Origin of the sequence: Pedobacter sp. UYP1 (assembly GCF_040547305.1) — a bacterium.
In the GTDB taxonomy this organism is placed as follows: Bacteria; Bacteroidota; Bacteroidia; order Sphingobacteriales; family Sphingobacteriaceae; genus Pedobacter.
Map to the genome: position 1 here is coordinate 404803 of NZ_JBEPPL010000001.1, position 16354 is coordinate 421156.

Annotated in this window: 14 protein-coding genes; 12 read left to right on the forward strand and 2 right to left on the reverse strand. The window is 37.6% G+C overall.

Annotated features, from left to right (window positions below; translation table 11 throughout):
- Positions 1 to 165 precede the first annotated feature (165 nt).
- Both ABIB30_RS01700 and ABIB30_RS01705 read left to right on the forward strand, forming a co-directional pair.
- Positions 166 to 1527 (forward strand): 3-keto-disaccharide hydrolase, encoded by a 1362-nt coding sequence (locus ABIB30_RS01700; protein ID WP_354299016.1) that lies wholly within the window; start codon positions 166 to 168, stop codon positions 1525 to 1527.
- A 12-nt stretch (positions 1528 to 1539) separates the two neighbouring features.
- Positions 1540 to 2898: a Gfo/Idh/MocA family protein gene (locus ABIB30_RS01705; RefSeq protein WP_354299017.1), complete on the forward strand. Its 1359-nt coding sequence runs from the start codon at positions 1540 to 1542 to the stop codon at positions 2896 to 2898.
- A gap of 38 nt (positions 2899 to 2936) precedes the next feature.
- Here the strand turns inward: ABIB30_RS01705 and ABIB30_RS01710 are convergent, their stop codons facing one another.
- Positions 2937 to 3134 carry a hypothetical protein gene (locus ABIB30_RS01710; protein ID WP_354299018.1) on the reverse strand — a complete coding sequence of 66 codons (198 nt, stop codon included), beginning with the start codon at positions 3132 to 3134 and terminating at the stop codon, positions 2937 to 2939.
- Between the two features lie 21 nt (positions 3135 to 3155).
- Positions 3156 to 3812 carry a phosphatase PAP2 family protein gene (locus ABIB30_RS01715; protein ID WP_354299019.1) on the reverse strand — a complete coding sequence of 219 codons (657 nt, stop codon included), beginning with the start codon at positions 3810 to 3812 and terminating at the stop codon, positions 3156 to 3158.
- 159 nt (positions 3813 to 3971) lie between these two features.
- On the opposite strand from ABIB30_RS01715, the gene ABIB30_RS01720 reads away from it, so the two are divergent.
- The 10 genes from ABIB30_RS01720 to ABIB30_RS01765 all read left to right on the forward strand — a co-directional run bounded on the left by ABIB30_RS01720 (position 3972) and on the right by ABIB30_RS01765 (position 16316).
- Positions 3972 to 4871, forward strand: a complete 900-nt coding sequence (locus ABIB30_RS01720) for a MerR family transcriptional regulator (RefSeq protein WP_354299020.1) — start codon at positions 3972 to 3974, stop codon at positions 4869 to 4871.
- Positions 4861 to 6378 (forward strand): bifunctional phytoene desaturase/3,4-desaturase, encoded by a 1518-nt coding sequence (crtID, locus tag ABIB30_RS01725; RefSeq protein ID WP_354299021.1) that lies wholly within the window; start codon positions 4861 to 4863, stop codon positions 6376 to 6378. The genes ABIB30_RS01720 and crtID overlap by 11 nt, the downstream gene beginning before the upstream one ends.
- On the forward strand, positions 6362 to 7198 hold the full coding sequence (locus tag ABIB30_RS01730; RefSeq protein ID WP_354299022.1) for a phytoene/squalene synthase family protein: 837 nt from the start codon (positions 6362 to 6364) through the stop codon (positions 7196 to 7198). The genes crtID and ABIB30_RS01730 overlap by 17 nt, the downstream gene beginning before the upstream one ends.
- Positions 7195 to 7689, forward strand: a complete 495-nt coding sequence (locus tag ABIB30_RS01735) for a hypothetical protein (protein ID WP_354299023.1) — start codon at positions 7195 to 7197, stop codon at positions 7687 to 7689. Before ABIB30_RS01730 ends, ABIB30_RS01735 begins: the two co-directional genes overlap by 4 nt.
- Positions 7686 to 8213, forward strand: coding sequence for an isopentenyl-diphosphate Delta-isomerase (idi, locus tag ABIB30_RS01740; protein ID WP_354299024.1), 528 nt, complete (start codon positions 7686 to 7688; stop codon positions 8211 to 8213). The genes ABIB30_RS01735 and idi overlap by 4 nt, the downstream gene beginning before the upstream one ends.
- Positions 8210 to 8683 carry a sterol desaturase family protein gene (locus ABIB30_RS01745; protein WP_354299025.1) on the forward strand — a complete coding sequence of 158 codons (474 nt, stop codon included), beginning with the start codon at positions 8210 to 8212 and terminating at the stop codon, positions 8681 to 8683. Before idi ends, ABIB30_RS01745 begins: the two co-directional genes overlap by 4 nt.
- Entirely contained in the window at positions 8680 to 9375 is a 696-nt protein-coding gene (locus ABIB30_RS01750; protein WP_354299026.1) for a lycopene cyclase domain-containing protein, read from the forward strand. The genes ABIB30_RS01745 and ABIB30_RS01750 overlap by 4 nt, the downstream gene beginning before the upstream one ends.
- A gap of 283 nt (positions 9376 to 9658) precedes the next feature.
- Positions 9659 to 11062, forward strand: a complete 1404-nt coding sequence (locus ABIB30_RS01755) for a serine hydrolase domain-containing protein (RefSeq protein WP_354299027.1) — start codon at positions 9659 to 9661, stop codon at positions 11060 to 11062.
- Positions 11063 to 11261: 199 nt separating this feature from the next.
- Positions 11262 to 13691 (forward strand): TonB-dependent receptor, encoded by a 2430-nt coding sequence (locus ABIB30_RS01760; RefSeq protein WP_354299028.1) that lies wholly within the window; start codon positions 11262 to 11264, stop codon positions 13689 to 13691.
- Positions 13692 to 13889: 198 nt separating this feature from the next.
- Positions 13890 to 16316, forward strand: coding sequence for a TonB-dependent receptor domain-containing protein (locus ABIB30_RS01765; protein WP_354299029.1), 2427 nt, complete (start codon positions 13890 to 13892; stop codon positions 16314 to 16316).
- The last annotated feature ends 38 nt before the right edge of the window (positions 16317 to 16354 follow it).

The window sequence follows — 16354 nt, forward strand, 5'->3', positions numbered from 1 at the left end:
ACAAAGAAAACATAGCCAATAAAAATGTGTATTTAATACACTACACGCCCTTTACACCATTAAATATCAACAAGTTGCCGCAAACTCATAGTTTCACTCTTACCTATCATTATACTATATTAGATTAGCTAAACCAGCAAAGCTAAATCAACCTACTAACCAAATATGAACACAAAACACCTATTAACCTTAGCAGGCTTATTATTGGTCAGCCTTCCCGCAACTTTACACGCACAAAATCAGAAATGGCAGAACCTCTTTAACGGAAAAGACCTCACAGGTTGGAAACAACTTAACGGGCAGGCCAAATACGAAGTAAATAATGGCGAAATTGTAGGCACAACTGTCTCTAACACGCCGAACTCCTTTCTTACAACCGAAAAGAATTATAGTGACTTTATTCTCGAACTGGAACTGAAAGTAGATAATTCCATGAATTCTGGCGTGCAAATCAGAAGTGAAAGCAATGCTGGATATCAAATTGGAAGAGTACACGGTTATCAGGTAGAAGTTGATCCTTCCGACCGTAAATTTTCCGGAGGTATTTACGATGAAGCAAGAAGAGGCTGGTTATATCCACTGGACATTAATCCCAAAGGACAACAAGCCTTTAAAAATGACCAGTGGAATAAATACCGTATAGAATGTATTGGAAATTCTATACGTACCTGGATTAATGGCGTTCCCACAGCTAATGTAATAGACGCCCTCACTCCTTCCGGCTTTATTGCGCTTCAAGTACATGCAATTGGTAAAGATGACCAGCCTGGCAAACAAATCCATTGGCGCAATATCCGCATACAGACCGACCAACTGAAGCCATCAAAAGCTGATGATATTTATGTCGTAAACCTGGTTCCGAATACCTTATCTCCTCAGGAAAAAGCAGAAGGCTATAGCTTGCTATGGGACGGAAAAACGAATAAAGGCTGGAGAGGTGCTTACAAAACAACCTTTCCTGAAAGTGGCTGGATCATTAAAGATGGAGAACTCAGTGTGCAGAAATCTAACGGTGCAGAATCGACCAATGGCGGTGATATTGTAACCGAAAAACAATATGGCACTTTTGAGCTGAAGTTCGATTTTAAGTTAACCGAAGGTGCAAATAGCGGCGTTAAATATTTTGTAACCCTTACCGAAGGAAATAAAGGTTCTGCAATTGGCCCTGAATATCAAATACTGGATGATGAAAGGCATCCTGATGCGAAACTTGGAAAAAACGGTAACAGGACATTAGGTTCTTTATATGACTTGATTACCAGTAAAAAGATTCCCAATGCGCAGCGAAAAATAGGAGAATGGAACAGTGGATTAATTAGGGTATATCCGAATAATAAGATAGAATATTGGTTAAATGGCTATAAAATTCTGGAATATGTAAGAGGATCGGCAGAATTCCTTGCTTTGGTAGCCGATAGTAAATACAAGGACTGGAAAAACTTTGGGATGGCACCAAAAGGTCATATCCTGTTACAGGATCATGGTGACCAGGTGTTTTTTAGAAGCATCAAATTAAAACAACTTTAAATCCCGCAAGCTATGTTATCATCAAGAAGAAAATTCATTAAGCAAACTGCAATTGCTGCCGCGGGGACCTACATGGGAACAATGGGGTTATCTGCTAAAAGTTATGGAAACATTATTGGTGCAAATGATCGCGTCAGAGTTGGTGTAGTTGGTTTTTCAGACCGCTTCGCCACTTCACTCTTCCCTAGCTTTCTCAATCATTATAAAGAGCTGAATTTTGATATCGTTGCGGTATCAGATCTCTGGAATTATCGCAGAGGATTGGGTGAAAACTTTTTAAAAGCCAAATTAGGACATGACATTAAGGCCTGTCGCAATAACGATGAATTGTATCAGCTGAAAGATCTCGACGCTGTTATTGTAAGCACAGCCGATTTCCAGCATGCTGTTCATGCCATAGAAGCTATCAATGCTAAATGTGATGTTTACTGTGAAAAGCCTTTTGCAGAAACTATGTCTGATGCCCGTGCAGCTTTAAAAGCGGTAAAAGCTTCTCAGCAGATTCTTCAGATTGGTTCACAAAGAAGAAGTGGTGATAATTATATAGCAGCTGAACAGTTCATCAAATCAGGCAAATTTGGCGATATCACTATGGTTGAATTAAGCTGGAATGTAAATCAACCCGGACGTTGGCGCAGACCAGATTTAGTGGCTAAATTAAAACAAGAAGATACAGATTGGAAACGCTTTTTAATCAACCGCCCATTTGAAGAATGGGATCCGCGTATATACCTGGAATATCGTTTATTCTGGCCATATTCCTCAGGAATGCCCGGACAATGGATGTCGCATCAGATTGACACAGTACACTGGTTTACCGGCTTAAAGCATCCTCGCAGTGTAGTGGCCAATGGCGGAATCTACCAATGGAAAGATGGCCGGCGGAACTGGGATACAACTACAGCGGTATTTGATTATGGCCAGGAAAATAATCCTGAGAATGGTTTTCAGGTTGTCTTTACCTCACGCATGCATAATGGGGATGAAAACCCGGCGGAAATTTATTATTCCAATGGTGGCGAATTGAATCTGAATACAAACCTTGTTTCTTCAAAAGGCGGCCTTAAAGCTGATGCTGCCAGTGCGATGCATATGCAGCCGAATCTGTTGCCTGAATTGAAACTGACCAGTGTAACGGAGAAAGTTGCTGCTTCTGCAAATACCGGAGGCGACAAATTAACTTCTGCTCACATGCGAAACTGGATGGAATGTATCAGGTCACGTAAAGAACCTCATGCTCCTGTAGAAGTTGGTTATTATCACTCTATTGCTAATATTATGACTAATGCAGCTGTTAGAACCGGAAAGAAGGCAGTCTTTGATGAAGCCACTCAGGAAGTTATGGTAGACGGTAAAGTTTTCAAATACTAATTTACGCTAAAAAATCTTTATCAAACCATTATTGAACTTTAATTAATTGCCATTAATAATACTCGGGTCTGGTCTGTTTCCATACTTATGGCAGACCAGATTTCGTCATATAAATCTCCATCAATCCCTGGTTTCGTTTGTCCATTATCCTCAGCGAATATTGTACAAATAAAACCTAGATTACCAGGACATACCGGAGCAAACAAGAAATATTCGTTAGCAAATCTATTGTCCAAAAAAATCAACTGTTTACAAAACTATTTCAATACCCCGTTAAAACCAGTATTCACCCTTGTATAAATACCCGCAGGATGCCAAACAAAGTAATACATTAACAACCCAGATACAGACCCAATCAATGCACCAAACATTACATCAGGTAAAAAATGGTGTGCAAGATAGATCCTCGAATAACCCGCAAATAAAGCCAGCAACAAACACAAAATACTGACCCGTTTGTCTTTGAAATATAAGGCAATCACTATGCACATCGCAAAAGCAGATGCCGAATGGCCTGAAGGAAACGATGCAGAGTGCATTTTTTGTATTCCGATAACAAAATATGAATACTTGAACCCTATCTGATCAAAATAAAGGGATGGTCTGGGCTCATTGAGCAATTTCTTTAAAATCTGAACGATAAGCCCGGAACCCAAAAAAGCCAGTAATAAAGCCAGGGCTAACTTCTTTCTCTTTACAAAAAATAGAAAAATAATAGTGAGCAGACACATGACCCCATCTCCCATAAAAGTATAATAAGAAAAAAACACATCCAGAAACTGGCAATGATAGAAATTTAGAAAGTTGAAACTAGTAAGTTTAGATGTTAAAGCACAAGAAATCAGCCCAATCATCAATATAGAAACCAGAACGGCAAAAAATAAAGGGCAGTGTTTTAGCGCTTTCCATATCATGTAAGCTAGACGCATCCATAACACCAAACCCCTATCAACTCCTATAACATTAAATATATTTTAGCACACTTAGCTATAAACTATCGTTTATTCAACCAAAACCAGCTGAAAGTTCATTATGTTTGTCTAGATTTAACAAAATAAATCTAGACAAATATAATGAACTACTCAATTTCTGATCTTGAACAACTATCGGGCGTACAAGTCCACACGATCAGGATTTGGGAACGGAGATATAATGCACTGGAACCCATGCGCTCAGCAGGAAATACACGCATGTACAACGATGATCACCTGAAAAGATTATTGAATATTGTCAGCATTAGCCAGACCGGGCTGAAAATATCGCAAGTCTGTGCCCTCTCTGAAAAAGAAATGAATGATTTCCTTAAAAAAGAAATAGAACGGACGATTTCAAACGACGCACATTTTGAATACTATACTTCTCAGCTTTTAAAATATGGATTGATTTATAACGAGTCTGAATTTGATCAGCTCATTAATAAATGTATACTGGAAAACGGAATGATCACCACTTACCAGCAGGTAATTTATCCCTTGTTAGTGAGATTAGGGCTCATGTGGAGGAAAGACGACATCTGCCCTGCACAAGAACATTTTTTATCCAATATCATCCGGCAAAAGCTCTATGCAGCTATTAATGACCTTCCTGCAGTTACCGAGGTTAAATCATCATGGTTACTTTTCTTGCCAGAAGCCGAAGGACACGATATTGGACTCTTGTTTGCTAATTATATACTCAAACAAGCAGGACAGAAAGTAATTTATCTCGGTGGCAGAGTCCCATTGGACTCCGTAAAAAATGCGATGCAGAACAAACAAATTAAACATATGTTATTGTTTATGGTACGCAGTCAGCCATTAGAGTCAGCAAATGGTTATCTTAACGAATTAAGTACAACTTATCCCGAAGTCAGAATTCATCTTGCCGGTAATGGCAAATTAATTCATGAATTGAAAATGGGTAAAAACATAAATTGGTTTAGGTCAATAAATGAATTTGAACAAACTATCAAAAGCGTCTCAAATGCAAACTAAAATAGCTCAGCAAACACCAAAAATAGCAGTTATAGGTGCCGGATTTGCAGGTATCAGTGCAGCAGCTTATCTGGCCAAAAATGGCTATGAGGTTGATGTGTATGAAAAAAATAGTACCGTTGGTGGCAGAGCGCGGCAATTAGAAACTGAAAACGGATATGTTTTTGATATGGGGCCAAGCTGGTATTGGATGCCAGATGTATTTGAGAAATTCTTTAATGACTTTGGTTATCAAACTAAAGACTTTTATGAACTGGAACTTTTAGACCCCGGTTTCTCCGTTGTCTATGGGCAAAATGATGTTCTCGATATTCCAGCAGATTTTAACGCACTCTGTGATACTTTTGAAGCTATTGAACCTGGAAGTGCCTTAAAACTTCAGCAATTTTTAGAAGAAGCTGCTTATAAATATAAAACCGGAATTGAAAAGCTAGTTTATAAACCAGGCTTGTCTTTAATGGAATTTGCAGATATGGATCTTATTAAAGGTGTCTTTAAATTACAAGTATTCACCTCTTTCAGCAGCCACGTTAAAAAATATTTTAAGCATCCGAAACTCATTGCGCTGATGGAATTTCCGGTTTTATTTTTGGGTGCAACCCCTGAAGATACTCCTGCATTATATAGCTTAATGAATTATGCAGGTCTTAAGCTAGGTACATGGTACCCTAAAGGTGGATTCGGAAAAGTAATTGAGGCGATGAAAACCGTTGCAGAAAAGAATGGTGTAAAATTCCATTTAAACGAACCTGTTTCTGCCTTAGAAATCGACGGAAAAGAAATCAAAACGCTGAGCTCTTCCAAACAAACAAATGCCTATGATGGATACATTGCTGCTGCCGATTATCATCATGTAGAAGAAAAACTACTTGGAGAAAAGTACAGAAATTACCAGGAGAAATATTGGGATAAACGTGTTCTTGCTCCCTCCTGCCTTATTTTTTATTTGGGTGTAACCAGAAAAACAGAACGCCTGGGCCATCATACGTTATTCTTTGATGAAGATCTGAAACAGCATGCCATTGAAATTTACAAAGAACCACAATGGCCCTCTAAGCCCTTATTTTATGTTTGCTGCCCATCCAGAACTGACACCACTGTAGCACCGGATGGACATGAAAACCTGTTTGTATTGATGCCACTGGCAACGAATATGGAAGATACCGAAGCATTAAGGGAGCAATATTTCGAGCTCATTATGAATCGCCTGGAAACTTATACCGGCGTTGAAATCCGTAAATATCTGAATTACAAAAACAGTTATTGTGTAGCGGACTTTAAACTGGATTACAACTCCTATAAAGGCAATGCATATGGTTTAGCGAACACATTAATGCAAACCGCCAATCTAAAGCCTTCTTTAAAAAACAAAAAGGTCGAAAACCTGTTCTATGCAGGCCAGCTTACTGTACCTGGTCCAGGCGTTCCTCCATCTATTATTTCGGGCCACGTAGCTGCCAGTCAACTGATAAAATACTTTAATAAAAACTATGAAAGAGATATTTGATCGGTTATCTGCAGAATGCAGTAAGATCACAACCAAGCGTTACAGTACGAGTTTCTCCTTAGGTATCTATTTTTTAGGGAAGAAATTACGTAATCCAATTTATTCGATTTACGGATTCGTACGCCTTGCAGACGAAATTGTAGATAGCTTCCATGACTTTGATAAGCCGTTCCTGCTTGCAAAATTCAGACAGGACTGCTATGAAGCTATTGAACATAAAATCAGTCTGAACCCGATATTAAATTCTTTTCAGCAGGTAGTTAATGATTATGCAATTGATAAAGAACTGATCGAACTGTTCTTAAAAAGCATGGCCATGGATCTTGATAAAAAGCAATATACCCCCGAACTGTATGATCAGTACATTTTAGGATCAGCAGAAGTAGTTGGATTGATGTGCCTCAATGTTTTTACAGAAGGTGATAAAGTACAATATGAAAGACTAAAAGATTCAGCGATGAAATTAGGATCAGCATTTCAGAAAGTTAACTTCCTCAGAGATATCAATGCAGACTATTTCAACCTGAGCCGCACTTATTTTCCAAATATTGATCTTACTATATTCTCAAATCACGAAAAACAAATTATTGAAAAAGAAATAGAAGAAGAATTTAAGCAAGCGCTCGCTGGAATTAAACAATTACCAGCTTCCTCTAAAAATGGTGTTTACCTTGCCTACATCTATTATAAAGAACTATTTAATAAAATTAAAGGTGCAACAGCAGAGAAAGTAATGTCCAAAAGAATCCGGATTTCCAACAGCCATAAATTTGGCCTGATGTGTGATTCTATTATTCGTTACAAAATGAATGCCATATGAAAACGCTGACCCTTTTTATACTTTTCATGTATGGGAGTCATCCATATCCGGAAATTACAGAATTGCGCACTTTATATTATGAATCAGCAAATGATAAAGCAGCCGCAGGTAAACTTCTGGATTTACTTTCCAAAGTGGATGATCAATCCAGTCAACTCCTGATCTGCTATAAAGGAGTTGCCGAAATGATGCAGGCTAAATATACGATGAGCCCTATTTCAAAATTCAGGAGATTTAAGAAAGGTAAAGAATACATTGAAAGTGCAGTTGCTCTTGATCCGGAAAACCTGGAGGTCAGGTTTTTAAGATTTACAATTCAGACAAATCTTCCCTCTTTTCTTGGCTACAATGACCATATTATAGCAGATAAAAAAATATTAATAAAGAATTTGGACCAGATACATGACAAGCCATTCAAACAACTGGTAATTGACTATTTGTTTGCCTCTAAACACATGACTGAAAAAGAACGTAATAGCATAAAAAAATGAAAGATCACGTAATACTTGTCGATCAGACTGACCAGGTGACAGGATTGATGGAGAAAATGGAAGCACACCAGCGGGGGAAACTGCATCGTGCATTTTCGGTATTTATTTTTAATCAAAAAGGTGAATTTCTGTTGCAACAAAGAGCATTAGAGAAATACCATTCAGGTGGTCAATGGAGCAATACTTGCTGTAGCCACCCCTATCCTGGCGAAGAGACAGCGACCGGAGCCAGAAGGAGGTTGCAAGAGGAAATGGGCATGGACTGTGAGCTGGAATTTGGTTTTAGTTTTATCTATTACGCTGATCTCAAGGATGGGCTTTCAGAAAACGAATTTGATCATGTTTATTTTGGCATCAGCAATATAATTCCTGTACCCAATTCAGATGAAGTAGCCGCTTTCCAATACGTACCTTTAGAAACGCTGGAAACGCATTTAAAAACAAACCCGGAGCATTATACAATATGGTTAAAGATTTGCTTTGACCGTGTCAAAAGTCATTATAATCAACTGTTCAACTTATGAATAACTGGATAATTAACACCTTAATTGTAGCGGCAACTTTCATTGGTATGGAAGGGGTCGCATGGTTTACACACAAATATGTGATGCATGGTTTATTCTGGAACTTACACCGTGACCATCACCGTAAAGATCATGAAGGCTTTTTAGAAAGAAATGATTTTTTCTTTCTGATTTTTGCTATTCCAGGGATTATTTGCCTGGGCCTGGGATCTTTTTACGGGAACACAACTGCGCTTTATATAGGTATAGGAATTACCTTATATGGAGCTGCATACTTTTTTATCCATGATATTTTTATACATCAGCGGTTTAAAATATTCAGGACCTCAGATCACTGGTATTTTAAAGCAATCAGAAGGGCACACAAGATGCACCATAAACATATCAATAAAGAACATGGAGAGTGTTTCGGAATGTTATGGGTGCCATTTAAATACTTCTTTGAAAACAATAAAAAAACTGAAGCATGAAGTACGCGTATCTCCTGATTGATTTTTTCACGATTAGTGTCCCTTTCATTTATTCTTTTCATCCAAAACTAAATTTCTACAAGACCTGGAAAGCCTTTTTTCCTGCAGTATTTTTAACCGGAATTATGTTTTTAATCTGGGATGTATATTTTACCAGCCTGGGTGTATGGGGGTTTAATCCCGATTATCTGATTGGTTTAAAAGCAGGTAATATGCCTATAGAAGAAATTCTATTCTTCTTTTGCATTCCCTATGCCTGTGTATTCACTTTTCATTGCCTGGATCTTTTCATTAAAAAACCGATCCCGCTCGGCGTTGAAAAAGTCTTGACGCCCTTACTCATCCTGATTTGTGTAATGATGTCAATTTTATACCGCAATCATATTTATCCCGCAGCCACATTTTTATTATTAGCCGCTGTGCTTACGTTGAGCAGATATATTTTGAAAATTGGCTGGCTGCCAAAATTTTACATCATTTATGCAGTACTGCTGTTTCCCTTTTTAATCGTCAACGGTTTATTGACAGGGACCGGATTGGAGGCACCAATAGTTTGGTATAATAATAACCAGATTATTGGTTTCAGAATATTAAGTATCCCCGTAGAAGATGTGTTTTATGGAATGGCACTTATATTAGTCAACTTATTAATTTATAAGCATCTGCTTAGCCGTCGTTCTGCCGCTCAATAGCTTAAGTAATTCTATATCAAAAAACGGTTAAACTGCCTATACATTAGCGGGGTTGTGGCTAGGTACTGGTATACATTGAAGTAGTGTTCAAGTAGGGTTGAACTACCCTTGAAGTAGCCTGGGCTACTTGCACGGTTCTTCAACGCTAATTCAACCCTACTTCAATGTGTACCACAACCCCTACAGTACCTAGCCAAATCCCCCCGTTTAGCTAAGCGGAAAAAAACCGAAAAATTACTGAAACAATTGAGTGCTTTATGAGTCTCATCCTAAAACACCGAATATGAGCACTTTCAAAAAATCTGCAATCAATTTACTCGCTATTACCACCCTGATCTTATTGATCCAGAAAACCAATGCACAAACCAATAAATCTGCTCAAATGGATTCCCTGATTCATCGGGCAAATCATCTCGGCCTGTTTAACGGTAATATCCTGATTGCAGAAAATAATAAAGTGATTTATAAAAACGCTGTTGGTTTCGCAGATGCAGCAGGAAAAATTAAGTTAACAGAACAATACCGGTTTCATATCGGCTCAATCGCTAAAGAATTTAATGCGGTTGGAATCATGATCTTAAAAGAACAGGGAAAATTAAGCCTGGAAGATCCGGTTTCGAAATACCTGCCCGAACTGCCTGCATGGGCTTCAAAAATTCATATCATCAATTTATTGCAATACACGAGTGGTATTCCGGATGTGAAATGGAAGTCGGTTAAAAGTAACGCAGAGAATATGGAAGACCTGAAGAAAACAACACAACTTGACTTTGAACCTGGCAGCCAGTATGCTTATAACAACAACAATGTCTTTCTGCAAAGAAGGATCATTGAAAAAATTACCGGTTTATCATTTACTGCCTTTACCGAAAAATACTTATTAAAACCTTGTGGGATGAAGACAGCGATTGTAGATCCAGTAGCTACTGATAAATTGATTGCCAGAGCCTACAACAACGATCATGTTGAAGACGAGCTCACCTATCCAATTAATGGTTGGGTCGCAGTTACGCTAGATGATTTTTATAAATGGGTCAATGCAATCACAAATTTTAAACTAATCAGTCCCGCTTCGACCAAACAAATTCTGGAACCTGCGGGCCCCAATCAACAGGCTGGTCTAGGTGGCGGTATGATGGAAGCTAACCGCGTGATCACCCACAAACACGACGGCACCGCAAGAAACTACCAGGCTTTGCTGGTAAGCACTGTTTCAAAAGGCAGAACAGTGATCCTGATGACAAACAATCAGCAGAACAATTTATACACCTTTGACGTCTCTATTCAGGCAATTCTGGATGGGAAACCCTATACTCAAATCAAAAAATCTGTATTGGGCGCCTTTGGTAAACAAATAGAACAGATGGATGGTCCAGAAGTTATTACGTTCTATGAAAAGATGAAGAAAGATTATAATAATGAATATAGTTTTGATGCAGAAGCGACATTGAATGAAATCGGTTATAATTTTTTACGCCAAAACAAATTCAGGGATGCCATTTTGGTCTTTGAACAAAATACAAAGCTTTTCCCTGAGTCAGGTAATGTATTTGACAGTTTAGGAGAAGCTTACTATAAACAAGGAGACAAAGGCAAAGCTTTATTAAATTATAAAAAATCGGTTGTATTAAATCCTGAAAATGGAGATGCAAAAAAGATTATTGCAGAACTCAGCTCCAAATTTTAACTCAGGTTAAAATTATCCTGCTTTTCACCACGTTACATCATATCGCTTCTTACTTAGGCACTTAAGCTTTTTCTATGAACAGACTCAGAAAGAGAATGGTGCTTAAGTAAAATTGCAAAATCCTTTTAAATCATAAAATATTTGATTTCGATGTAACTTATTGCTCCTCATGGTATCTTATTTACAAATAATAACAACCATGAAACCACTTTTACTAACCACTCTCCTATTCTTATTTTATTTTATCCCTAACACCTTACATGCCCAGCAAACTGTTAAAATTAACGGTACTGTAACGGATGGTAAACAAACATTACCTGCTGCAACGGTTTTACTGTATACAGCTAAAGATTCTGCCCTGGTAACCACTGCCATGACTGACCAGGATGGAAAATTCAATTTCACAGCAGCTCCAAGCAAGTATTATATCATATCCTCCTCTATAGGTTATAACAAAGTTAAGACTGCGCCTTTCCAATTGACCGGCCCTGCAGCTTTGCAGATCCCTGCTATTACCCTAAAGGAGAATTCAAAAAACCTGAACGAAGTTAGCATTACAGTTGCTAAACCGGTTTTAGAACGCAGAGCAGACAAATTGATCTTTAATGTAGATGCGACGCCATCAGCAGCTGGCTTAACAGCGCTCGAAGTGTTAAAAAAAGCGCCGGGAGTGAATGTAGATCATAATGAGAACATTTCCCTTTCTGGAAAAAGCAATGTTTTGGTTACGATCGATGGTAAACAAACCTACCTGAGTTCTACAGAAGTCGTTAATCTATTGAAATCAATGCAGAGCAATCAGATAGAAAGTATTGAAATCATTAATAATCCAGGTTCCAGATACGATGCCAACAGTACCGGAGGAATTATCAATATCAAAACCAAGAAAAGCAAAACAGAAGGCTTCAACGGCAGTGTAGCATTAGGTGCAGGATTCAACAAATACTTGCTTCCTAATGGCTCTATAAACTTGAATTATCGTAAAAAAGACTTCAATGTCTTTGGTTCTTACGGTTATAACAGAAGTAAGTCTCTTCAAACGCTTAAAATTGACCGTATAACCCCCGGTACAAATCCATTATCTTTTAGTCAGCGGAACAAAGACACCTCTGTTTATTCCTCCCAAAACTTTAAAATTGGAACTGACTTCTTTTTATCTCCGAAACACACGATTGGATTTTTGGTTAAAGGAAATATCAGTGATTACAATCAGCAAAGTTTAAGTACTGTAAATATCGGCAAATCCTTTGCGGCAACAGATTCAGTTTTAAAAACACCAAGTTATAATTCATCCAACCGCAAAAACTTCTCTTATAATATCAACTATAAAGGGATATTAGATACTGCAGGACAGGAAATAACTGTAGATGCGGATTATTCAACTTTTGATGGAACCAACAATGCGAACTACATTAACCGCTTTTATCTGCCAAATGGCACTTTCTTTAAAGATGGTCAGATTTATAGAAATTTTGCTCCTTCTAACATTGACATCAAGGCTATCAAAGCAGATTATACTTTACCCATTAATAAAATGTTCAAGCTGGAAGCTGGTGCTAAAATTGCCAGCGTAAAGAGTGATAACAATTATATTTATGAGAATGACATTAAAGGAAACTGGATTTTTGATGATACCAAAAGTAACAGGTTCTTATATGACGAGAAGGTAAGTGCCGCTTATGCGACTTTATATGTTACGCTTGGAAAAACATCGTTATCTGGAGGATTACGTGCTGAAAATACCAATTCTACAGGAAACTCTATCACTACAAATCAATTAACAAATAGAAAATATACAGACCTGTTTCCGTCTTTATCTGTAAGTCAGAATATTGATGCAGATAACACATTAAATTTCTCTTACTCCAGAAAAATAAACAGACCCAATTATCAGAATTTAAACCCCTTTGTGTTTTTTCTGGACCAATACACTTATAATCAGGGTAATCCTAATCTAAAACCAGAATACTCCAATAACCTGGAAGCCAGTTACCTGTTCAAACAAAAATATAGCCTGGCTTTGAATTACAGTCGTACTACTGATGTAATTACGCAGGTATTATTACAAAATGAAGTCAGAAAATCAATGTATCAGACGATCTTGAATCTTGCTTCAGAAAGCGTAGTTTCTTTAACATTGAATTTTCCGGTAACGGTTACTAAATGGTGGAACATGAACAATAATGTACTGGGGTATTTCAAACAGATTAAAGCGCCTGACTTAAACGGTACTAATTTGAATTCGAAACAATTCAGCGGTAATTTTTATGCACAAAATAATTTCACATTGAGCAAACTGATCAGTGCTGATGCTGGATTAATGTTTAGTACACCACAAATTGAAGGTGCTTTTAAAGTGAAGAGTATGTACAATGCTGATGCTGGATTACGCTATAGTTTCCCCAACAAAACAGGAAATCTTAAATTAGGCGTAAACGATATCTTCCATTCACAAAAAGCCAGGGTATTCAGCACACTGCCAGGCAATATCTATAACCTGGAGCAATATGGCAATACCACAAGTGTAAGGCTGACATTTACATACCGCTTTGGAAAAATGACCGTAAAATCTGCAAGAAACAGATCAACTGGTCTTGACGACGAACAAAAAAGACTTGGCGGAAAATAATCAGTATTTTCAGGAATACAAAAAGCTTAATGGTTTGCCTCTAAAGGGCAAACCATTTTTTATTAGTTAATAATTAATCCTTGGTGATGGTTGTATGTTCATTTATAATATTAAATTTGTTATACAATTACTTATAATTTCAATTAAGTATAAATAGTTGCAAGCAAAAACCTACCTGATCAACAACCTGTACTCCTTATGAAATTATTTTCACCTGTACTTTTCCTTTTTTCACTCTATCTCTTCCCAAATTGTGCTATTGCTCAGCAAACAGTTAAGATTAACGGGATAGTACAAGATAATCAGCAAAACTTACCAGCTGCAACTGTACTTTTATATACTGCTGGTGATTCTGTTCTGGTGACTACAGCCATGACTGATCTGGATGGTAAGTTTAGTTTCCTGGCTGTTCCGGACAAATATTATATCACCTGTTCCTCCATAGGATATTACAAAGTAAAAACCGCAGTTTTTCAATTGTCCGGTAATTCAGCATTTCAGCTACCCGCTATTACTTTAAGGGAGCACTCCAAAAAACTTGGTGAAATTAGCATTACGGCTTCCAAGCCAGTATTGGAACGCAAGGCAGATAAAATCATTTTAAATGTCGATGCGATCTCTTCAGCAGCAGGCTTAAATGCGCTTGAATTATTAAATAAAGCGCCTGGGGTCAATATAGATCAGAACGAGAATATCTCCCTTGCCGGCAAGAGTAATGTATTGATTACCATTGACGGTAAACAGACCTATTTGGCAGCGTCTGACGTCGCTAACCTGCTTAAATCTATGCAGAGCAATGAGATAGAAAGCCTGGAGATCATTAACAATCCAGGATCAGCTTATGATGCCAACAGCACCGGTGGTATCATCAATATCAAAACAAAGAAAGGTCTGGCAGAAGGGTTTAATGGAAATGCCGCGCTCAGTGTTGGATTTAATAAATATTTGCTCACTACGAATTCAATCAATCTGAATTACCGGAAGAAAAAATATAACGTATTTGGATCTTATGGGTATAACAGGAATAAACAAGATAGAAACACATCAATCAAACGCATAACCCCGGGTGTAAATCCTTTATCTTTTGACCAGAAAAATTTAGATAAACCCATAATTGATGCTCAGAATTTCAAAATTGGAACGGATTATTTTTTAACCAGGAACCATACTATTGGTTTTTTAATTAAAGGAACGCTTACCGATATAGCCCAAAACAGTTTAAGCCGCGTAAATATTGGCAAATCGTATGAAGCGACAGATTCTGTTTTAATAACTCCCAGTAATGCAGCTGCTAAACGCAAGAATTTCTCTTATAATCTTAACTATAAAGGCATACTGGATACCGCAGGTCAGGAAATAACCATAGATGCAGATTATTCTACTTTCGAAGTGAGTAATAATTCCAGTTACACGAACCTTTTTTATTTACCCAACGGTGATTTTTTAAAGAATGGTCTGATTTACAAGAACGATGCGCCGTCTGAAATTCATATTAAAGCTGTCAAAGCAGACTATATATTGCCAATAAACAAAAAAATAATGCTCAATACTGGTGTTAAAATATCTGGTGTAAAGAGTGATAACAATTACGTTTATGAGAATAATATCAATGGAAACTGGATATTTGATGAGACCAAGAGCAACCAGTTTATTTACGAGGAAAAAATTGGCGCAGCTTATGCAACGCTGAATTTTACATTGGGGAAAACGTCTATACAGAGCGGATTGCGTGTGGAACATACGGTCTCCTCTGGTAATTCTGTGACAACAAAGCAAGTAAACGAAAAAAAATACACTGATCTGTTTCCTTCGCTCCTTTTAACTCAGAATTTCGATGCGGATAACAGCTTAAACCTCTCTTATTCCAGAAAAATAAACAGACCAGGTTATCAATTTTTAAATCCTTTTATATTTTACATTGATCAGTATACCTACAACCAGGGCAATCCTAATCTGAGACCAGAGTATTCAAACAATGTGGAAATCAGCTATCTGTACAAAAAAAAATATAGTCTCGCTTTAGCGTATAGCCGTACAACTGATGTAATTAGTACAACTATATTGCAGAATGAAAATAAAAAATCACTCTATCAGACCATTTTAAACTTATCATCGAATGAACTGTTTTCCATGGTGTTGAATTTCCCCCTGACTATTAATCCATGGTGGAAAATGAATAACAATGTTTCCGCCTATTATTACCGGGTAAATGCACCGGAGTTAAAAGAAGCAAATATGAATGTAAAGCAGTTCAGTGCCAGTTTTTATGCACAAAATAACTTCACGTTGAATAAACTTTTTAGTGCAGATGCGGCATTGGCCTTTAATACTCCGGAAACTGAGGCCGCATTTAAGCGTAAAACACGATTCAGATCAGATGCCGGGCTACGTTATAATTTCCCAAATAAACTGGGCAATTTGAAATTAGGCGTAAGTGATATCTTCCATACGCAACAAACCAGGTTATACAGCGCTTTACCGGGGAATACCTATGCTTATACTCAGTCGTCAACTTCGACCAGCATCAGGATAACTTTTACCTATCGGTTTGGAAAAATGACCGTTAAATCTGAGAGAACACGGTCAACCGGAGTAGATGAAGAACAGAAAAGACTTGGGGGATAAGCCGATTGTTCAGTCTGGATGAAATAATCTTCTGTCAT